Source organism: Prevotellamassilia timonensis, assembly GCF_900106785.1.
In the GTDB taxonomy this organism is placed as follows: domain Bacteria; phylum Bacteroidota; class Bacteroidia; order Bacteroidales; family Bacteroidaceae; genus Alloprevotella; species Alloprevotella timonensis.
This window is the reverse complement of the sequence record NZ_LT629844.1, coordinates 531,498-553,084: the sequence shown is the minus strand read 5'-3', so window position 1 is coordinate 553,084 and position 21,587 is coordinate 531,498. Positions and strand designations below refer to the sequence as shown.

General features: G+C 52.2%; 16 protein-coding genes and 1 pseudogene. 5 read left to right on the top strand and 12 right to left on the bottom strand.

All coding sequences use genetic code 11. The features are described from left to right. Window positions 1-43: 43 nt before the first annotated feature. The 12 genes and pseudogenes from BQ5453_RS07860 to BQ5453_RS07810 all read right to left on the bottom strand — a co-directional run bounded on the left by BQ5453_RS07860 (window position 44) and on the right by BQ5453_RS07810 (window position 16,107). Complete coding sequence (locus tag BQ5453_RS07860; protein ID WP_071122763.1) at window positions 44-2,176, bottom strand: hypothetical protein; 2,133 nt, start codon at window positions 2,174-2,176, stop codon at window positions 44-46. Window positions 2,177-2,194: 18 nt separating this feature from the next. After that, a complete protein-coding gene (locus BQ5453_RS07855) occupies window positions 2,195-6,265 on the bottom strand; it encodes a hypothetical protein (RefSeq protein ID WP_071122762.1) in 4,071 nt (1,356 codons plus the stop codon). A 61-nt stretch (window positions 6,266-6,326) separates the two neighbouring features. Beyond that, a complete protein-coding gene (locus BQ5453_RS07850; protein ID WP_071122761.1) occupies window positions 6,327-6,785 on the bottom strand; it encodes a hypothetical protein in 459 nt (152 codons plus the stop codon). Window positions 6,786-6,804: 19 nt separating this feature from the next. Next, window positions 6,805-11,280 carry a tape measure protein gene (locus BQ5453_RS07845; protein ID WP_071122760.1) on the bottom strand — a complete coding sequence of 1,492 codons (4,476 nt, stop codon included), beginning with the start codon at window positions 11,278-11,280 and terminating at the stop codon, window positions 6,805-6,807. 1 nt (window position 11,281) lies between these two features. Next, entirely contained in the window at window positions 11,282-11,491 is a 210-nt protein-coding gene (locus BQ5453_RS07840; RefSeq protein ID WP_071122759.1) for a hypothetical protein, read from the bottom strand. Between the two features lie 50 nt (window positions 11,492-11,541). After that, on the bottom strand, window positions 11,542-12,012 hold the full coding sequence (locus BQ5453_RS07835) for a hypothetical protein (protein ID WP_071122758.1): 471 nt from the start codon (window positions 12,010-12,012) through the stop codon (window positions 11,542-11,544). Between the two features lie 16 nt (window positions 12,013-12,028). Continuing rightward, window positions 12,029-12,508: a hypothetical protein gene (locus BQ5453_RS07830; protein WP_071122757.1), complete on the bottom strand. Its 480-nt coding sequence runs from the start codon at window positions 12,506-12,508 to the stop codon at window positions 12,029-12,031. 326 nt (window positions 12,509-12,834) lie between these two features. Next, window positions 12,835-13,308, bottom strand: coding sequence for a hypothetical protein (locus tag BQ5453_RS07825; RefSeq protein WP_235860055.1), 474 nt, complete (start codon window positions 13,306-13,308; stop codon window positions 12,835-12,837). 46 nt (window positions 13,309-13,354) lie between these two features. Next, window positions 13,355-13,825 carry an N-acetylmuramoyl-L-alanine amidase gene (locus tag BQ5453_RS07820; RefSeq protein WP_071122756.1) on the bottom strand — a complete coding sequence of 157 codons (471 nt, stop codon included), beginning with the start codon at window positions 13,823-13,825 and terminating at the stop codon, window positions 13,355-13,357. Between the two features lie 3 nt (window positions 13,826-13,828). Beyond that, window positions 13,829-13,993, bottom strand: a complete 165-nt coding sequence (locus BQ5453_RS14475; RefSeq protein ID WP_202614966.1) for a hypothetical protein — start codon at window positions 13,991-13,993, stop codon at window positions 13,829-13,831. 85 nt (window positions 13,994-14,078) lie between these two features. Next, window positions 14,079-15,026: pseudogene (locus BQ5453_RS07815) on the bottom strand (hypothetical protein); the annotation flags it as partial. 37 nt (window positions 15,027-15,063) lie between these two features. After that, complete coding sequence (locus tag BQ5453_RS07810) at window positions 15,064-16,107, bottom strand: head maturation protease, ClpP-related (RefSeq protein ID WP_071122754.1); 1,044 nt, start codon at window positions 16,105-16,107, stop codon at window positions 15,064-15,066. Between the two features lie 209 nt (window positions 16,108-16,316). Here BQ5453_RS07810 and BQ5453_RS07805 point away from each other — a divergent pair, with 209 nt between their 5' ends. From BQ5453_RS07805 to BQ5453_RS07785, 5 genes are read left to right on the top strand one after another with little or no spacing between them, the layout of a single operon-like run. After that, a complete protein-coding gene (locus BQ5453_RS07805) occupies window positions 16,317-16,760 on the top strand; it encodes a helix-turn-helix domain-containing protein (protein WP_071122753.1) in 444 nt (147 codons plus the stop codon). Window positions 16,761-16,766: 6 nt separating this feature from the next. Continuing rightward, entirely contained in the window at window positions 16,767-18,299 is a 1,533-nt protein-coding gene (locus BQ5453_RS07800; RefSeq protein ID WP_071122752.1) for a hypothetical protein, read from the top strand. Between the two features lie 18 nt (window positions 18,300-18,317). Then, window positions 18,318-18,743, top strand: a complete 426-nt coding sequence (locus BQ5453_RS07795) for a phage protein Gp36 family protein (protein ID WP_071122751.1) — start codon at window positions 18,318-18,320, stop codon at window positions 18,741-18,743. Window positions 18,744-18,765: 22 nt separating this feature from the next. Then, window positions 18,766-20,142: a phage portal protein family protein gene (locus BQ5453_RS07790; protein ID WP_071122750.1), complete on the top strand. Its 1,377-nt coding sequence runs from the start codon at window positions 18,766-18,768 to the stop codon at window positions 20,140-20,142. Further along, a complete protein-coding gene (locus BQ5453_RS07785) occupies window positions 20,136-21,500 on the top strand; it encodes a hypothetical protein (protein ID WP_394365347.1) in 1,365 nt (454 codons plus the stop codon). The genes BQ5453_RS07790 and BQ5453_RS07785 overlap by 7 nt, the downstream gene beginning before the upstream one ends. Window positions 21,501-21,587 lie beyond the last annotated feature (87 nt).

The following is a 21,587-nucleotide window of genomic DNA, read 5'->3' as shown; positions in this document are numbered from 1 at the left end:
GCTGCCAAGTCCTGCGTCCTCACAATTATCACAAATTACAAAATTATAAACCCAACTTCTGTTTGATTTTATTAAGAAGGCGCCTATCGGCAATGGTCATAATGCAAGGAGTATCATCTGAGGCTTCATATATATATTCACCAACAGCACCCTCACGAACCTCATAGTATTTATCGCTTGTGTCGCATAAGTACTTGCCGACAAGTGTATCGGCAGTACCATGCAGCCAATAATCAAGACGATATCGCACAAATAAGGTCGGTTCGATATATAAGCCAAACCAAACGCATTGTTTGTTTGGATTATTTTCATCATACCCAGCCGAAACATACACGTCAAAAGAAGCACCTGGGGTGTAATCACGTTCCTCAGCATTCCGATAAAGATCAGCAGCAATTTGTGTGTTTCCAACAGTTCCTGGAACACTAATTACATTACACTTGCCAATATAGCCTTCCACGCCATGTGCCTGTCGTCGGGCATTGAAATCAGCAAACGCACCCTGTAGTTGAGTCTTGTCTTCAGAACTCATGAAGCCATTTCTACTCTTCGTAGCCAAAGGCTTACACTGCTCCAAGTCATATATACGCTTAGCCTGTTCTGTAATACTATTGCCAAAGGAATCTATTGAAGCAGCAATCACATCGAGCTGTGCCTTATCGGAGGCAGACATCAACCCATCTTTTTCACTTGTTGCAGCATCGTGCAAATCACTATACGAAGGAATAACACATTCTCGCGACACTATATATTGTGTAGATGTACCTATATCCAACCCACCACTGCCTTTATAAGGGGTATATACTTTCCCATCGTTCAGACGAAATGCTACAGGAGTTCCATACGCGTAAAACTCTTCCTCGGTTTGCCCTATAACTTGCTGACAACTATATCGTTCTATGTTGGTCATACTTTTGCGCAATCCGAACCATATCATATACTTCTTACTGTCTGCACCAGACTTTATGCCTTGCGTGCAAAACACTTCAAAAGGTCTCCCTTTTGTGTACTCTGTTGGAATCGAACTGTCATATAGACCTTTATTAACAGCGCCACCTAACGTGAGGTTATTTGTATCGAAGATATTATTTGGACCAAATAGTTTTGTGTCTCCTGCGGCCGCGTACAAGGCTCTTGCAGTGCGTGCGCCCTCGGCAGAAATATCACTTAATCCATCTAACTTCGTCTTGTCAGCTGCCGTCATCACACCTGCCTTAGCAGTTGTTGCTTGTGATATAATTAGCTCTCTCGTGCCGCCTGTGGTAAAAATCGGGGTTACAATCTTAACCTCTGTGGCGGTAGAGTTCTGCTCGCGCAGTTTGAATCCGTCAAGCCTGCGGTATATGTCATAGCGGAGCAGCCCTGTGCCCCCCGTCCATGCGTTTGGCAGCTGCACCTGACTGTAGTCGGTCTCGGCCGTGTCGTTGGCAGCGCCCCAGTGCTTGAAGCGGAGAAACTGGTTATAGTCGCCGTGCTGATATATCCACAGTTTGCCACTCAATACCGTGCGAGTCTTATCTGATGGCGATGAGTACACATAATTCTTACTTGTGCCTTGAACTCCATTTTGGGCTGTGGCACCATATACAACCAAATTACCCTCTTCGTCACTCCACACATAGAGATTAGTTCCACATACATATATTTTATCCTTACGTGGAATTTTACGACCATCATCAAGGTACATTGATGCAGCGTGCGTGTTATCGCCTATAGCCCAATTATTATAGTAGTGACCGTCTTTCTTAGCGCAAAAACGCTTGTTCTTGATGTCATAATATACGCCATCAATCGACATTACGGATAAGTACTCTATTATAACTCCTTCGACAAAACCATCAAAGCGAGCTGAAGAACCATTCATTGCCAAGTTGATACAATCGGCATAGGGCGATATCATCGAAGCTGCCGTATTGGCTTTGCTTGCTGCTTTGTTTGCCGTGTCCGCTGCTGAATTTGCCGTAACTGCTGCTGAATTTGCCGTAACTGCTGCGTCAGTTGCAGGCTTTGAGAGAAGCGACAAAGGAGCTGTTACGAGCTTTTTACCCTGCATGGCAGGCAAACCCGTAAGACCATCGAGAGTGGAGACGGTCTCAATCTCCGTAATATCGTTGCTCTCGGTCTTGATTTCATCAAGCACGGCTCGCTTGATTTCTTTCTTTTCTTCTGCTGTCATAATTATTCTCCTTATTATTTAAGAATTCATTACAATGGCCTTATAGTCTTTACCATCATATACTAAAAGGAAACTAAGATTTCTATTGATTCCTATTCCTACATCATGTATTCCAGTCTTTTCTGCTCCCCCCTGGTAAATATGCGGAAAGCTATCATTTTTCAAAGGCTGTTTATTGTTGTCAAACACCACAGTGCTATATCCGCCAACATAAATTGGCTTGCTTCCGAAATTGACCACATCAAAACGGAACGAAAACTTTCTCTGCTCTTCTTTCCTGATGATACCACACCCAATGCACGATAGTAGTGAATACTTGTCTGGCAGGATAATCGCGCATCCATCATAATTGCTCTTTACACATATCCTATTGCCCCATAAAGGCGGCTGAATTAATTGTACCTGATTATTTTCATTAAAATCATCGACAACATCAAGACACATACCTTCCACTATTCCGTCTTGACACACATGTCCACTGCCGAGCATAGCAAACTGGAAGCCGTAACTATTGGTAGTTTTCATAGTGGAACTGGTGCTACTGAAATAATCCATATCCATCACATTGGCTACGGCAATATTCAGCCAGTCATATTTCTTATTCGTTTCATTCTTCAAGGTAAAATGATTGTTCTGCCTATAATTGAATGCATATTCCCCGACTATCGATCCGCCTATACCTGCTTGTACTTTCAGCTTACGCTCTTCGCTGTTTGTGGAAAATACATTCTTGAAGTCATCTGTACCTATCTGCAAAGAACCTTTTCCATTGGTGATGATGTTACCATTATCGATTACGAATTTTCCTATATTACCCTTCGCTGCATTTATTTCGCCACTGAACTTTCCGTTCACAGCCTCCATGCTACCGTCCCCCAGTATCTTAAAGTTACCGTTGGCCGTCACCAGTCCCTCCAGCTTGATATTGTCAGCCGTCAGCTTGATGACGGTTTTCTTATTGCCCCCTGCATCCGTTTCCTCTACGCCCACTCCTATCAGAGCCAGTTTGCCGTTTGCATCCTTAATATAGATTCCCGTACCTTCGGGTTGAACCATCAGTCCCGTCTCTTCCAATGCCCGCTCATCCTTGTCATACACGGCTGCCGATATTTTCACCAGTCGCTCCGACTGCTCAAACAGCGTTTTGTACTTGTACGTCAGCGCCTCAATCTTGTCTGTGCTCAGCACAAGCATATACAGATAGATGTCTCCGCCAAACGCCAGCTTGAAGTCGCCCGTGCCGTTCCACAGTCCGCTGCAGGTGTATTGCACATAGCCGTCGGTAGCAGCGATTTCCTCGCTTACCTCCATACTGTTGAAGTCCGCAAACCCCGTCTTGTCAACATTCTCAAAACCTATCTTCAGCGTGCCTGCCTTTGCACAGCGATAAAAGAAACTCAGATACACTGGCAAGGCTTCCTTCTTTCCGGCGCTGTTTGTCGGAAAGGTCGGCACAAAGCGCAGATTCTCATGCTTCTGGCGGATATACTTGTTGCGTATCCGCACCACCTTGCGCCCCATGTCAGTCACCACGCTTGCCCCGTCACCCTTCTTGCTCAGTGCCCCACCGTTGGCCCACACCCATTTGTTGCCAACGAGAAAGAACACCGTCTCATCCACCGAGTCCCACTTCGCCAGCCCCGATGCAAACGTCGGGTTATTAAGGTAGCTCTTATCACTCACGATATCGTTCCTCACACTGTCAATGGCACTCTGTACCTTACCCTCCGTTATCTCAAACCGAGTCTTCACGTCTTCTCCAGTCTCCAGCACGAAAGTTCCCTTCATAAAGGCATTGTCCGCATATAGTCCGTTTCCCTTTGGCTGGCGATCTGCCGGAAACTTGTCGTCCATGATGCCGTCCAGGTTACCGAACCTTGCACGCAAAGCATTGTCAAAGGTCTTGCCACTCACGCCGTCCATCACATCCACTCTCGGCTGGCCGTCCTCGGTGGCCGATATGAGCACCATATTTTGGCGGTCCGTGTTTGCCGTGTTGCCCATCAGCACGCACTCATCGCCCTCCTTCGGTTCCACGCCCTCAAACTCCTCCTTCGCCACCACGATACCGGCCTCCGTAACATCGGCCACTTCCACCCAGTAGCTCCGCAGGTCTGTACCCGTGAACGTCTGGCAGCGCACCAGGTCATGTCGCACGAACATGTTCTCCTGCTCGAAGCTGATGAGGTAGTAGTCGCCCTGTTCCTCCACAGCCTTTATCTTCCCGTTCGCAGCGCTCACGCATATCTGGCCGCCCACGCTCCGCACCTTGTTTATCAGCAGCTCAAACACGTTCATCACCTGACGCACCGTCAGTTTGTCCACAATCAGGTGCGACAATCGGTCCTCATCCATACCCAGTTTCCAGCCCCTGTCCGTCAAGCCCCCGCCGGTATAGTCCCCGCTGCTGAGCAGCTCCTTCACCACAGCCGTCAGCAGCTCCGCGTTGCCCTTGCCGTCAACAAAGCCGTTCTCCTCCTCGCCGAACACCACGCCCTGCTCAAAGGTTATCCGCCCCTTCGTGCGGTCATTGCGTTTCCTGCTCAGAAATTCCTGCTCGCTCCTTCTTGCCGAAAACAGATTGTTGTCCGTAGGTAGAGTCGTGTCCCAAGAGCGTATCACGTCAGGTAGCTCCACAGTGTTCGCCTTCACCTCGCTCCGCACGTTCTCTATCTCGTCCGCCATGCGGCTCTGCGTCGTTTGCGACAGCACGTCGCTTATCTCGATGTCAGCCTCCGTCGGGCGCGCCAGCTTCTGGTCCACCACCGTTATGCGGCTCTCACGGTAGCCGCTCGCAAAAAAGCGGTCACTCTCCAGCCGCACCCTTTGCCCCATGCACGGCACAACGCCGCGCTTCTTCAGCGCCACATAGTCAGTCGAGCATTTGTACACGCTTTTGTCCAGGCAGTGCTCGTCCATGTATTTTTCCACCGCCGTCGCATACTCCTCCTCCGCTATCGGGTAATACTCGTCCGGCATCCTCACGTTCCACAGTATATAGGTGTCCTCCGCTTTCGGCTCCAGCACTCCGCCCGGCACCTGCGTGTCGTCATCGTATGGCCATATCGTTATCAGCTCAAACTCCCGCGTCGCACTGTTATAGTTCACCTCAAAGTAGTGCTCCCCGTCCTCGTCGTTGCCCAGACCGGCCAACTGCCCCGTCTGGAACGTCACGCGCTTCACCAGACCTCCTATCTCATATTCGTTCGGATCGAAGTTCATCTCGCCGTCCGTGAAGTAGTATATGTCGAAAGGCTTGCCGTCATCGCCCTTTTTCGTCTCCTTCCTCACCGAGCTCACCTTGCCCGTGCGCCGCGGGTATATCTCCTGGAACGCCGTCTGCTCGAAGTGCTCCACAATGCCCAGCTCCGTGTTCCGTTCCACATACGTCGCACGGCTCGGCAGCAGCAGTCGGCTGCTGCCGTATTTCTCAGCGTCTATGTTGCGGCTGCTGCCTATCGGGAACAGTCGGGTGAAGAACTTCACGTTGTCAGCCGAGTCACGCTCTATGCTCAACAGACCGTTGCCGTAGCCCAGCGTCTCCTCGTCGCCCCTCTCGCAGCGGCACACGTTCACCGTCATGCCCTCTATCCACCATTCCGTCCCGGCCTCGTCGGCTATCTTCTTCAGAGCGTCGTTCCCGTACAGACCCTCCGAGTAGTCCACCACGATGTTGCCCGTAGCCTCCACCTTGCCCACCTTCCAGTCCGTTATGCCGCCCATCCAGCGGTTCAGGTTCTTCACCACCAGGGCCACATGCTCACGCGCCGTCGCCGTGTAGCTGAATACAGGCGAGTCCTCCGTGTTCAGCATCAGCGCCTGTTTGATAAGGCTCGCCGCACCGTACAGTTTCACCGAGTACGTCCATTTCCTGCGCCCCGTCTGCTTCGGCGTGTACGTCTCCACACACCAGAACTTCCGCCCTTCCCACACCGTCCAGTCGTTCAGCTCCAGTGTCACGCACTCCTGGCTGTCCAGCGACACGCTCAGGTAGTCGTCACCGCCCACCTCCTCGTGGTGAGTGCTGCTACTGTCGGGCACCAGCGTTGTCCTCAGCCGGTTCCGTTTGTCATATATCTTCAGCTCCATGTCCTTTGATGTCCTTTTTATCGTTGTTTTATCGTTGTTTGAATACCTTGCAAACGCCGTTTCAGTACAGAGGCTTAGGCTCCCTGAATTTCAGCCGCATCCTGCTGCACACGCCGCCTTCGCCTATCGGCGTCAGTTGCTCCGTCTCCGTTGCCCCCAGATACCGCAGTCTGAACGTGCGGTCTATCTCCGGCAGCCTCACCTCCAGCCATCCGTCCTTGCCCGTCCGCAGCATCGTGAAGAACCTGCCGTAGTTCACGAAGTACGCCTGCGCCGACTCAGCCCATAGGCAGAAGTACAGCTCCACGTCACGCGCCTGAAGGTGCAGCTCTATTTCTTCCGGCAGCTCCTCTCCGTCAGCGTCAGGGTTGTCCACCACCGTCAGCTCCTTCGTCGTGCTCGGCTTCAGCAGAGCCTCATAGTTAGTCCATTCTCCCTCCTTCTTCTCCGTCAGGAACACGCCCCATTCCTGGGCTGCATCCTTGTCGTTTATGTACAGCAGACCTTTCGTTATCTCCATGCTCTTTCCTCCTTTTTTCTTACCTTGTTTTAATGCCGTCCCTACGTAGCGTAGTCAGGTCGTCCTTCATGTCACACATGTCCTTGCGCATCAGTTTCAGCGTCTCGCTGCACTCGCCCGTGTTCGTATCTATACGTTTCAGGTGCCCCAGAGCCGTCTGCATGCTCCCCGCCACATTCTCCACGTTCGTGTCTATGTTCGTCTCGTGCACCAGCATCGCCGTGTACAGACCCTCCAGTTTCGTTATGCTCTCCTGCGAGGCCGTCGTGTATGCACCGCTCTTTCCCGTCTGCGTCGTGCTGTCCCCCTGCCACAAGTCCAACCCCTTCTCCTTCGCCATCTGACGATACTTCTCCAGCAGCGCGTTGAAGGTACCCTGCTGGCTCAGAGCATTGTCCGTCATGTCGTCCAGAATCCGCACATAGTTGCCAAACTTCTCCTCGTCCGTCAGGTCCTCGCGCTTCATCACGTCCAGCATCTCCTCCTGAGCCTTCTCCAGCAGTGGGGCTATCGTCACCGTGTATATCATCTGCTCCGCCAGCTTCTCCAGCATACCCGTCAGCGAGTCCGCAAAAGCCTTCCCCGCATCAGTACCGTTCTTGAAGGCATCCACCAGCGCGTCCGTCAGCGTCTGCCCAAGGTCGCCGAACACACCCTCAAAGTAGTCCTTCACAGACTCCCAGGCCTCCTCAGCCTGGTCATATAGGTCTATGATATATTGCAGGGCCTCCTTGTCATTCTTCGCAAACTCACGGCTGTTCATGATGCTCTCAGCCAGCTCGCGGTTAAAGTTCCCCGCACTGTCTATCAGCTCAGGATAAACGTCCAGTATGCTGCTGTACGTATCCTTGCCCTTGCCCCAGCCGAACAGCCCCGTCTTCTTATGTCCCGTCTTTATCTCAATGTCAGCCAGTCCCGAGTAAGCATCTTTCAGCTCCGAGTAGCCCTTGTTCACAATCTTGTTCCAGAAGGCATTCCCAGTATCAAGGTATCCGAACTTCTGCTGCTGCTCAGCCGTGCCCGCAATCTCCGCCTTCAGGCCAGCGTAGGCATCCTTCATCACCCTCACAGCGTTCGCAGCCTTCCCGTAAGTGTCCGTGCCGAATATCGTCTGAGCCTTCTCCATCTCCAGGTTCTGCTCCATCAGCAGCAGGTTATACTCACGCTGCTGAGCCGTCACCTCCTCCATGACTTTCTCCAAAGCAGCCTTATGACGCGCACTCGCCTGAAAAGCCTTCGTCACCCAGCCGATAGCCTCGCCCGCGGCAGCAGCTATGCCGCCAACGACGCCGCCCTCAGCAAAGCCACGGCCTATGTTGCTCACACTCGTCATCACACCCTGCACAGCATCCATCGCCTCAGCCATGCCATCGTTACCCGCCGCCTCAAACATCTCGCTCAACCTCCCGGCCAGGTCGCCCACCATCTCAGCAGAAGCCGCAGCAGACTCACCAAGGCGCTTCAGCTTAGCCTCAAGGCCCTTCTCCTCACCATCCTCGCCGTGCTTGAACAGCTCCCCAACCGCATCAGCCAGAGCCCTGAACGGATTCTTACCGAGCACCTCCTTCTTCAGCTTCTCATACTGCTCCGTCAGAGCCTTCAGCTTCTCAGGGCTCTTCTCCAGAGCCTTCAGCTCAGCCGGCGAAAAACCAAGCTCCGCCATATCCTTCTGCGTAATCCTCCGCTCCGTCTTTCCGTTCCCGTCCTTTATCACAACCGTGCCCTCAGCGTCCTTCGTCCCACGCAGATAGTCCATCAGCACCTTTGTCCTGTCTATTATCTTCTGCACCTCAGCCACACTCTTCTCCGAAGTGTCAGCAAACAAGTCCACAAGCACCTTGTTCTCCTTGCCCAGCTCCGTCAGCTGAGCCTCGTCCACAGACTTCAGCGCAGCACGCTCCTGCTTCGCCAGCTCTGCCAACGCACGCTCCTTCACATCCTCGCCTATAGGACGCCCCTCTGCGTCCACAGCCTTCTCTATATGAGCACGATCCTTAGCAAACTTCTCGCGGATGCTCTTGCGCTGCTCCTCGTAGTCTTGGTACTTGGCGAGCAAATTCTGATAGAGCTTTGCTTCGGAATTTTGCTTGTATGCGTTTGCGGCTTCAGTATATTGTTTCAGATAGTTTTTTTGGTCAGCACTCAAATCATCCACAGTAACAGTTGGGCGCTTCAACCCTTGTTTCTTCCAGTCAGGATGAGCCTGTTCAAATGAGAGGTCTGATATATTCTGAAGTTCATCAACCCATTCTTGCTGGCGCAAACGGTTCGCTTCGATAAGTTTATCGTAATTGAGATTTATCGTTTCAAGTTCCTTGTCAAAACCCTCTTGCAAGCCGTCAATCTCCGCTTGTTTCAAATCAAATTCGGTTTGCTTTTCTGACGCTTCTTGTTTACGTTGTGCCGCTTCTACCTGACGCCCTTTCTCTTCTTGCTCTGCAGCCTTTATATTAGCTTTTTCTTGAGGTGTAAGACCTGTGTTCTTTGTCTTTTTTGTTGTCTTTTTTGTTTTCTTTGATGTGTCACCACCTGCAGCCTCATAGTTTGCCTTTGCCTTCTTTTCTTCATCGCGTGCCTTGCGCAATGCTGCAAGATAGGACGCTTCATCAGGATAAAGGGAACGATTGTTGCGATTCTTTATGACTTTATTTACTTCATTCTGTGCATTAGTCCATGCGGTTTTTGCATCTTTCATGAAGTCTTTAGAGGCATTCTCGTGTATGCTTTTCATACGAGCAGTGGCCGATTTGATGCGGTTTTGCAATTCGTCTACACTAGTTGCAACACTCTCTCCTGGAAGTTTTACAAGTTTCTTGCCTTGCTTGTTCGCAGAGGAGATACAATTTTTGTAGAAGTTGATAGTCTTTTGAGCGGTCTCTGCGTTCATACTATTCAACTTTGCCATAAACTTGTTATGGTTATCTGTTCGCACTTGCTGCACATCTTTCCACACCGTACCCTCTGAAGCTTTAATCAACGATTCTATAGCGGAGTTGAACGTCTGAAACGTGCCACGCACGTTCCTTACTTCTTTATTATATTTCTTGTCAAGGTTCTGATAGAGATTATAATCAGAATCTGACATAGTCAAGCGTCCCGTCTTATAATATTCTTTGCGTAGTTCGAGGTATTTTTTTAAGTCAGCCACTCGTTGTTGATCTGCCTTTAAATTACCTTCGCCTTTAAGATTACGTTCTTCACGAAGTTCCTCGTTATATTCCCGGCGCGCCTCCGTCAGTTTGCCAATAAGTTCCTTTTCGGTCCTGTATTTCTCAAAGACTGACGGCATCAATTTCTTTAGTTTTTCTAGAGCTTCTAGTTTGTCTTGTTCCGCTAGATTCTCATCTGTTATGGTGCTTATACATTTTTCAATCGCTTCTTTTTTGTCATTGATTGCATCTGTCTGTTCTTTCTCACGGTCAGCCGCACGTTGAGCCTCGTCAGCGGCAGCAGAGCAATTCTTTGAATATATAACCAGCGCAGCGGCAGCAGACAAAATAACAGTTGCAAGTAACACATAAGGATTGGCATTTGCTGTTATATTGAAGGCTTGCTGTGCAGCTGTTGCAAGTCCCAATTCTTTACGGAACATAGCCACAAGGCGAATGTTTTCAACAAAAGAAGCAGCCTTCTGTACTGCCAGTGTTGCAATCAAAGCTGTTTTATAACTGCCATATACCGCAACAAGCGACATAAGGGCTTTTCCTACCGCTTCATAGTTCTTTACAAGTTCAGAAGCCACTTCAACGCTACCAGTTAAAATACCCTCACTCTTTTCGCCCATGGCATTGAACATGTTGTCAATAGCACCTTCCAAATTTGAGATTTGTCCCTTCAAACCTTTGCTTTGCTTATCCAGCATACCATGAAATTTGCCACCCTCTGCGGTTGCGTCTGCAAATGCTTGCGCCACCATTTCAGAGCTGATAGCACCAGCGGACATTTCGTCTTTGAGTTGTCCTATGCTTTTGCCAGTTTTTTCCGATATGGTAGCGAGTGGATTGAAACCGGCATTTATCATCTGGAGCAAATCTTGCCCCATCAGTTTTCCCGTAGCCGACATTTGCGAAAATGCAAGTACAAGCGAGTTGAAGCGGTCACGGTCGCCCATGGAGATGTCACCAATCTGCTTTAGTGTCGGGATGACCTTCTCCGCCTCGATGTTGAATCCGAGCATAGTTTGCGCTCCTCCTGCAAGATCATTGAGCATAAGCGGTGTGTTCACGGCATATTCACGCAATTCACCGAAGAACTGCGTAGCTTTGTCCTTGCTGCCTAACAATGTTTCAAACGAGATACTGAGGTTTTCCACTTCCTGGCGCACATCGATCATTGTTTTCACAAATTCCACAGCCTTCTGTGCCGTGAACACACCGCCAATGGTCATGCCGACTCGTTTCAAGGACTCATCAAGCAAATTAGCCTTAGTCTGGGCATCTAACATGCCCTGGCTAAGGTTCCCTTTCATCAATAATTCTACTTCTACAGCTTTCATGTCATTTCTTCAGTCTTGTTTGAAAACACTCCAGGATCTCCTGAGCGGTACGCTTCCCTTTCACTTTACGCGACGGCCCAGAATCTTCCTTGCCCTTCACCTTCACATAACGCGGAGCATCGGCAAGCATCAGCACCAGAGTCTCCCAGTTCACACCCCACAGCATATAGTCCACGCTCCAGCCTGTCGCCTGAGCCACCTGCCAAAGCATACCGAAGAGGCTATGTGAACCCTCATACTTAGTTCTTAACTCCCCTTCCTTTAATGGCTCGCTATCGTCGGCTTCAGCGGATTCGTCGCCGCCGACAATGCGATAATACTCTCGAAACCCCGCGTGCCCAGCAGAAGCGTCCAACGTCGGAAAGCAGCCTCAAGCCAAACGTCATCCACCCACCAGCGTAGCAACCATGCCACCACGCCCGACAGCAGCAGCCCGCTCCACTTCCCCCTGCATATCGTCAGAGCAACAATCCGGCTCACAGTGCCCCCGTGCTCCCCAAGCCAAGCCAGACGCTCAGCCTCTGTCATCGCCTCCAGCTCCGCGTGAGTCACGTTCAGGCCCGCAAACAGACGAGCTATACGTATCTGACCGCCAAGACGCGGACGGCCCATCCTGAAACGCAGACGTATCGCCTCCTTGCGCCACGGCAGCTTCAACTCCTTAAAAGGAACGGAGACACCCACGTCCAAAAGTGCCTCCGCTGCCTCCTTCTCAATATGGCTGTCCTTCATCGCTCTCGGTGTTTATCTATCCAGCCACATCATCAATGCTGTAAGGCTTGCTACCGTCGTCCGGAATCATCACCTCAACCTCAACCTTCACCTTCGACACACTGTCCAAGTTCAGGTCGCCGTCAATGTATGCCGAGATGAAAGCCTTCCGGATGTTTATCTCGTGCGACGAGTCCGTCTGTATCGTTAGTGGACTCGTTATCTGCACCAGGTCCGATGGAGCTTCCCAGCCCGTCGCTTTCTCCGCCGTCTTCTTCACCACACCGCCCATCAGAGCTGCCATGTTCTCGTAGTCCATCTGGATCAAGTCAAAGCTCGGGGCTATCGTGCCGTTCGACTTCGGAATCACAAGCACAGGGCCGCCATGCTTCTGGGCAGCGTTGATCTTCGTCACCTCGCCCTTCGCACCGTTCAGCTTGAAGCTGTTTTCCTCGATGTAGCCAAGCTTTTTTTCGCCTACCTTAACGACCGCCAGGCCGTACATAAAATCGTTCATAAATCTTCATTGTTAAAATTGTTATTACCGTGCAGACTATTCCGCCTGCAATAAATACACACCAGTCCACCCACCACAGCCCTCGCTCTTTCGAACGTTCTTCAACCGCCGTTTGAGCACTGTCCTGAAGATGAGCGTTCTTCACGCTCAGGCGCTCGTTCTCCGCCTCATAATACGCACACAGACGCGCCAAACTGTCGCAGCCGCTCTCTATCACCAGGGTAGGAGGCTTGCCGCCCGTGTTCTGCTTCACACTCGCCTTCACGTGCGCACGGCCAGAGCTCGCAGCATAGCTCGCTCCTTCAGGCAGTCGCCACAGACCGGAGTCAAGCGCTATCTCCAGCAATGCCGTGTCCGCCTTCACCGGTGCCGTCCACCACGCCTTCATCACGCTCGTTGCGGCGCTTGCGCTGTCCTTTCGCACTGCGCTTGCCGACACTTTGTTTTCCGACCTCACCGTCTGTCTCGTCGAGCTGCAGCTCGCTGCTGACAGGACAAGCAGCCCTGTGAGGACATAGCTGAATAGCCTCAATGGCACGCGACAGACGGTTGACAGCACGCCGCGTGAGGTTGTTTTCTGCCACCAGTTTCTCAGTGATCTTTGTCGTCTCTTCATATTTCTTCTGAGTTTCAACAAGCAGCGTCGATACGTCTTCGTACATCACCTTGTAGGTGTCATGCACGCTCTTCGCCGTCTCGGCCTCCTTCACCTTGCGGTTCGCAACCCAAGCGATGGCGGCACCTATGCCGCCCGAGGGTATAGCCCACTGCAGGATTTGCATGATTACTGTGTCCGCCATCCTTGTTTTCTCTTTATTCGTTATTTACTCTGTTTTCACACTCTCCTTACTGCCTGATGCCGATGCTCTCTAACCATGCCTTCACGTCAAAACTCGGGCAGGCTTTAGTCACGCCTGGCAGGTCACGGTGACCCACAATCTTGATCTGTGGGAACCTTTCATGAAAGTTCCTCACGTAGTCAGTCATAGCCTTCAGCTGTGCCGCCGTGCGCGTGTCCTTGGCCGTCTTGCCGTCCTTTGCCAGACCGCCGGCATACACCACATGGCGGCTCACCGAGTTATAGCCCGCAGCACCGTTCGTCACCTCCCAGGGGTCCACCTCCGCATCCTCGTTGTTCTTCACCAGACGCTCCACTGTTCCGTCCAGATGGAACAAATCGGTGTACCCCACCTGCTTCCAGCCCCTGCCACCCTTCTTCACCGGGTCAGTGTGCCAGTGGCGTATCTCTTTAGAGCTTACCTCACGACCTTCTGGCGTGGCTGTGCAGTGCAGCACCAGATATTTCATCCTTGCCATAGCCTAGCCGATGGGGTCAGCATACTCTGCTAAACCGCGTTCCACAACGTCATGGGCACGATCCAGCTCAAATTCAAGCACCTCACCTGCCTCGTGCACCACGCTCAGGTCTTCCTTGTCGCGAAACTTTGCCACGACATTCACACTCACTGTCTTTTTCTCTGCCATAATCTTTTTTTTATTTTAGTTGTATTTGTTACCTGGGCGGAGGCGGTTCCACGCACTCCGCCGTTCCCAGTTTCTATCCCTCGGGCACGTAATTGAACTTCTTGGTCTTTCTCCAGTCCATCACCACAATCTCCTCGCCGAAGCCAACGTTCGTGTCGGCCTTCATCAGCAGCTTGAAGAAGTACAGCTCCGATGGGTTGCTCAGCTTGTCTATCTGGATCACGTTCTCGTCGTCCTGAAGGTTCACCGCAGCGAAGAAGTTGCCGTCCGCATCGGGCGAGCACAGCGTCGCCATGATGAGCGAGTCAGGCCAGGCGGCCACAGTCTCGATGGCGATGCCCTTGAAGCGCTTGCTGTTCACCTCGCTCTCGTTAGAGTTCTTGTGCTCGCGCTCTGTCAGTTCCTTGTCGTACTGGTCAAAGTCGTCAACGCTCATCAGAATGCGCAGGTTCGGGTTCTCGCGCATCGCCTTGGGGATGGCGTTGCGCACAGCATACAAGCGGTCTATCATCGAGGTGGGGCCCTCAGGGTTCACCACAATTACGTCGCTTGCCTTGGCTGCTTGCGTCAATATGCCGTCCATCAGCTGGTCGTCGGTGCCGCCGCTCACATACTCGCCGTTCACAAACAGGTTGCCAAGCTCAAACTGCACCTGCTTCGACAGCGCCTCCAGAAGAGCGTTCTGGGCCTCGGGAGGAAGTTCCGCAAACACCAGGTTGCCCTTAGGCTGCCACTTTCTCCATATCTGCTCAAAAGCTCGTGGGTTAAACACCGTGAACGCCATGAAGTCGTGGGGCTCCAAGGTCTGCTCGCTGTAATTGAAGTCGCCCTGGGCATCGCTCTTCTGAGGGTCTTCCTTGCGCTTCTGCAGCATCTTGCCCGCCTTTAGGCGTGGCACGCTGATTTTCTTTTCCACACCGGGAATCACCATGATGAGTCCCTTGTCCACAAGCTCGTTGCCCGTGGTCGCAACGGTCAGGATGCGCTCCAGCACCTCGCCGTTGTAGTTCGTGTTCTTTACTACTATTGCCATTTGTTTTCCTTTTTATGGTTCTTCTGTCTCTCGTCCTTTACTGGAACTGGCGCTTCATGCGCGCTTCCCTGATTTGCTTCTGGCGCTGCTCCCATGGGCCGTCGCTCACGCCGGGCTGCACATGAAGGTCGTTCATCACCTTGCGCTTCGGGGTCAGTGCGGAAAGCACCTTCTTGCCCTCGGCCATGTTTCCCTTCAGAATGTTCTCGAAGGTCGGGCGGCTTTCAGCATTGATGCGGCCGTCCTGCTCAGCTGCGTCCAACAGTTCCTTGCGCTCAGCCTCTGCGTCTGCCTCGGCTTTGTCCTCAAAGCCCTTCAGCTTCGTCTTCAGCTCTTTGTTCTCGTCCTCCAAGGTCTGTGCCTTGCCGGCAAGGGTCGCATAGTGCTGAGCCCTCGCCACCACTTCTTCATCACTCTTGCAGTCCTTAAACTGCGCCTGTTTCTTCAGTTCTTCTAATGTCATATCGTTCGCTTTTTGTGGCTCGTTCCTGAGCCGGTTGTTGAATGTTGTGTATATCTCCTCTGGAGTGCTGTCCTCAGCCACGGGGTCCGCATCATAAATGCCGTCTATCAGACCCATCTGCAGGGCCTCCTGCGCCGTCAGCCAGTGGTCTGTCCCGTCAAAGTATTGGGCTTTCACTTCTTCTTTGCTCATGCCCATGCGTTGGGCGTACATCTCGCCCAGACTGTCCTCCAGGCTCTCTATCTCCGCGATGCACTTCGCCATCTCTTGCTTGTTGCCGTAGCAGCCACCGCTCACGCTGTGAAGCATCAGACGCGCATACCGGCTCATCTCCACTGGCTTGCCGCACAGCGCTATCACGCTCGCCATGCTCGCCGCCACACCGTCCACGTAAAGACGTATGTCTGCATTGCTCTGGCGGATGGCGTTGTAGATGGCTATACCGCTGAACACGTCGCCGCCGTTCGAGTTGATGCGGATGTCTATACGCTCACTCTCCTCGGCGCAGGCTGCCAGCTCGGCGGCTATCTGCCCGCTCGCCACCTCGTAGCCGATGTCGCCATACATGTAGATGGTGCTCACGCTCGCCGCTTTCTTGATATTGAAATATTTGCTCATTGTCTCCTTCTTTGTCGGGCAGTTTGCCCATGTTGCGGTTGCAAAGTTAATGGCTTTCCAACCTCATTCCATACCCCCTGTTTTATCATGAAACGTTATGCCGGCATCATAACGCCGCAACTTGTCATCATGCTTTTCACTCGCTCGGATTCACTCCTTTTCACGGTAATTTTGCACTGCATTTATTCACATTATAAACAGATTTTTCAATGGCAGATTTAACCAATACACAGAAAAAAGAGTGGGCTCGCACGCTTTATCTCCGAGAAAACCTCACACAGCAGGAGATTGCCGACCGTGTGGGAGTGTCACGCGTCACAGTCTCAAACTGGTGCCGCGGCGGCAAATGGGAGGAACAGAAGGTCGGACTCACGCTAACACGACGTGAGCAGGTACAAAGCCTCTATCGTCAGGTAGCCGAAGTCAACAACGCAATACAGCTCAAACCAGAGGGACAACGATACCCTGATGCTAAGCAGGCTGACACTATCGTGAAGCTCACATCAGCAATACGAAACATGGAGCAAGAGGTGGGCATCGCCGACCGCATCGCTGTGCTCACTGATGTCATCGAGTGGATGCGACCATCCGACCTCGACAAGGCAAAGGAGCTAACCTCGCTTTTCGACGCTTACATCAAGGACAAACTCTAACAGCGTATGAAACAGACTGACCGTATAGCACTACAAAACTGGGAAAAGTTCAAGGACAACATCGCGCGCGCAACGCCAGTAGATCGATCCATGTCACAGGCCGAAATACAGAAGCACCGTGCATGGCTTGAAGCACGCCCGCTCGAATGGATAAAATTCTTTTTCCCGAACTTCGCACAGTATGAGTTCGCACCTTTTCAGAAAAGGGCCATACGACGCATTCTCTCCAATCCCGAGTGGTTCGAGGTAATCTCATGGAGCCGAGAGCTCGCCAAGTCCACTTGTGCCATGTTCTGCATCATGTACCTCACACTCACAGGGCTTAAACGAAATGTCATACTCACATCCAATTCATTCGACAATGCCGTCCGACTGCTCGACCCGTTCCGGGCCAACCTCGAAGCCAACGGGCGCATCATCGCCTACTACGGAAAGCAGCAGTCGCTCGGCTCATGGACGGAGGACGAGTTCATCACCAAGCAGGGCGTGGCTTTCCGGGCACTCGGTGCAGGACAGTCACCACGTGGCTCCCGAAAGGATGCCGTACGCCCGGATGTGTTGATTGTCGATGACTTCGATACCGACCAGGACACGCTCAATCCCGACATCATACAGAAACGATGGGACTGGTGGGAGAAGGCGCTTTACCCAACGCGCTCCGTCTCTGAGCCTACACTGGTGCTCTTCTGCGGCAACATCATCGCCAAGGACTGCTGTGTCGTACGCGCAGGAGCAATGGCCGACCATTGGGACATCGTTAATATCCGCGACAAGGACGGACACTCCACATGGCCCGAGAAAAACTCTGAGGAGCACATCGACCGTGTTCTCGCCAAGATTTCCAAGAAGTCAGCGCAGGGCGAGTACTTCAACAACCCCATCTCAGAGGGCGAGATATTCTCCGAGATGGCGTTCGGAAAGGTGCCGCCGCTCTCCAAGTTCAAGTTCCTCGTGGCTTACGGCGACCCCGCTCCGGGCGAAGGCAAGGGCAAAAAAGGCAAGTCGTTCAAGACGGTCTCACTCCTCGGCAAGCTCTCAGGCAAGCTGTACGTCATAAAGACGTTTTTGGCTCAGGCGCTCAATGCCGAGTTCATCGACTGGTATGTGCAGCTGCTCGCATTTGTCGGAGGGCGTGCTCCTGTCTATTGCTACATGGAGAACAACAAACTTCAGGACCCGTTCTTTCAGCAGGTATTTAAGCCGCTCGTCGCCAAGGTGCGACGCGAGCAGGGCGTACAGCTCTACATACGAGGAGACGAGGAGAAGAAAACCGACAAGGCAACACGCATCGAGGCCAATCTGGAACCGATGAACCGTGCCGGTAATCTCATACTCAACGAGGCGGAACGCGACAATCCCCACATGAAGGAACTCCTCGACCAGTTCACGCTCTTCACCCTCTCCCTACGCTATCCGGCCGACGGTCCTGATGCCGTAGAGGGCGGCAATCGCATCATCGACGAGATTCAGCACAGGGCCGAACCACCGGTCACACGCTCGCGTGCCGACATACGCACACGCAACAAACGAAGATTATAAATTCTAAACAATGTATATATGAGCCAATTCGTACAACTTTCCGACTACGATGCCTCCATTCACCGAGAGATTCTCGATGCGCTCACCAGAGCCGACGAATCGGTCATCGAGATTTGTGAGGATCGGGCCATCGCCGAAATGAGGTGCTATCTCTCCAAACGATACGACTGCGACCGTATCTTCGCGGCCACTGGGGCCGATCGACTCCAGCTCGTACTCATGATGGTCATAGACATCGCCGTATACCACATCTTCTGTATTCACAACCCGCAGAAACTCTCACAGTTGCGCAAGGACCGCTACGACCGGGCAGTCGAGTGGATGAAGGCGGTCGCCGCAGAGGACATCTCCATCCAGGGGGCACCGCTACTGCCCGAGGAGGTGCGTGCTGCACATGCGCCATTCCGCTTGAAAAGCAACCCCAAACGGGTCAATCACTGGTAACTGACAATTAAAAATTCTGATTATGACAAAACGAAAGTATAGCAAAGCCCCAAAGGGCAAAATCACCATTGGCGGAAACATTCCGCAGCAGGGACAGCAGCGCCCCAATGTCATTGTGCTCACGCAGCCAAAGCGCTTCGGCATCGACATCGCCGACTTCACTTCGGCTGTCCGGGCGGCAGAGGATGTCGATTTCTCGCGACGATACAAACTCTACGACCTTTACTCTGACATACTCATGGACACACACCTCTCCTGCGTCATCGAGAAGCGACGCAATGCCGTGCTCTGTTCCGATATCGAGTTCTGGAGAGACGGAAAGCCTGACGACTCTGTCAACGAGCAGATAAAGTCACCATGGTTCTCACGACTCGTCACCGACATTATAGATGCAAAGATGTGGGGCTTTTCCCTCTGCCAGTTCTATCGCCAGGGCGAATGGGTCGATTACGACCTCATCCCAAGAAAGCACGCCGACCCTGTGCGCCGACTCATACTGCGACACCAGACCGACATCACCGGCACCTCATGGGACGAATACCCCGACCTGCTTTTCATCGGATCGCCATCTGACCTCGGACTCCTCGCCAAGGCTGCACCATGGGTCATATACAAGCGCAACACCACGGGCGACTGGTCACAGTTCTCCGAGGTCTTTGGCATGCCCATTCAGGAGTACACTTACGAGACCGATGACGAAGACTCACGACAGCGAGCCATCGACGATGCATACAATGCCGGCTCGCTCGCAGTTTTCGTGCATGGCAAGGACACCACGCTAAACCTCGTTGAGGCGGGCAACAAGACGGGGTCGGCAGATGTCTATGAGAGACTCTGCGAGCGCTGCAACAACGAGATTTCAAAGCTCATACTCGGAAACACGCTCACCACCGAGTCCTCAGAAAACGGAACGCAGGCGCTCGGCACGGTACATAAGAAGGTGGAGGACCGAGTGGCGCAGGCCGACAGACGATACATCCTCGATGTGCTCAATTATGACATGACGGACATATTCCAGCGCATGGGCATCAATACCTTTGGCGGAGAGTTCTGTTTCCCCGAGCAGAAGGACATCGACCCTTCCACAAAGATGAACATACTCACGCAGCTGCGCGCCAACTTTCAGCTGCCTGTCTCCGACGACTATCTCTATGAGGAGTTCGGTGTCGAAAAACCTGCCGATTACGACAAACTGAAAGCCGAACAGCAACAAAAAAAGGAGGCGCTTGCCTCCATTGCCAAGCAGCAGTTCCCTGCCGATGATGATGACGAACCCGAAAACAGCGACGACAAAAACAACTCCCAACCGTCGCCAAAACAAAAAAGGTCTTTCAAAAACTGGCTGCGCTCTTTTTTCGCAAAAGCCCCGCAGCAGGGCGGGGCGGATTTAGAGTGGTAGTCAACAATCTCTACCAGGCCAAGGCCGATGATGTGGCTGCGTCCATGGAGTTCTCAGACGATTTCATCGCGCAGGTTCTCCACGACATCTACCGTCGGGGCAAGACTCAGTCTCACGCCGACCTTTCGCCCGAACTGTTCCGTGCCATCCTGCGCAGATTCAATGAGGCTACAACCCAGGGCATGGCTGCAGCCGATGTGCCCGACCTGGATGACGACTTCCGTCAGGCGCTCCGCCATTCCAACGAGGTCTTCTCTGCCTTCAAGGTCCACCGTATGCAATCTGATATGGCAAGACTTCTCACCGATTCAAACGGCGATTTAAAGCCGCTCAATCAGTGGGCAAACGATGTTCTGCCCATCGCCTCGCATCAGTGTGGGGCATGGCTGCGCACCGAATACGACACGGCGGTTATTCGGGCACACCAGGCAGCCGACTGGCAGCAGTTCCTACGGGAGGCAGACGTACTGCCCAACCTCAAATGGATGCCATCCACATCGCCCAATCCGGGCGCCGACCATCAGCTCTTTTGGAACACGGTCCGACCCATCAACGACCCGTTCTGGAACGAACACCGACCGGGCGACCGATGGAACTGCAAGTGCTCGCTTACATCCACCGACGAACCATGCACCGCTACGCCTTCTTCCGACAAGGCAAGCAATCCGCAGCCCGGACTCGATTCCAATCCAGGAACTGACGGGGCTGTGTTCGCACAGTCGCATCCCTACTTCCCAAAATCATGCGCCTCATGTAGTTTCTACAAGCCGGGATTCAAGGACACACTGCGCAGCGTCTTTACCAATAGGGCAAAGGACTGCTATAACTGCCCGTACATCAACGCCTGCATAAGTCGTATGTCATCGGACGGTTTTAAGTTGGAGCATAATTTCAAAAATGGGGGCAAACTATATGTGCATCCCGACATCGACAAGGACAAAGCCGACTACAAGGACATGAAGCGCATCTGCCTACAGCTCGCAAAAATGGGACACGAGGTTCGTATGACTCCGCGATTACACTGCAAGTCCGAGGAATACAAACAAATTTATGGTTCGCTCATTGGTACAAAATACGAAAACAAATGCCCCGACTTCTCTGTCGATGGCGTATTCTACGAGTATGAGGGCTTTGTCAAGCCGTGGAACAAAAAGAAAGTCGGACACATGCTATCCCATGGACTACAGCAGTCCTCACGTGTTGTTATCAATAATACAAAGGGATGCTCCGACCGCTTCATACGAAAAGCGGTCATGGCAAGAATACATTTGCCAGGACAGGAAGTCAACGAGGTTTGGATTTACGAAAAAGGCAATGTCAGATTGTTCTATAAAGACCGTAAATTCTACTACAACTAAAAATAACTACGGGGAAGCCTTTGCAGACCTCCCCGCGATGCAACGTGCCGTAGCACATGCTAACTTCTCATCGAAGCTGTCGCAAAG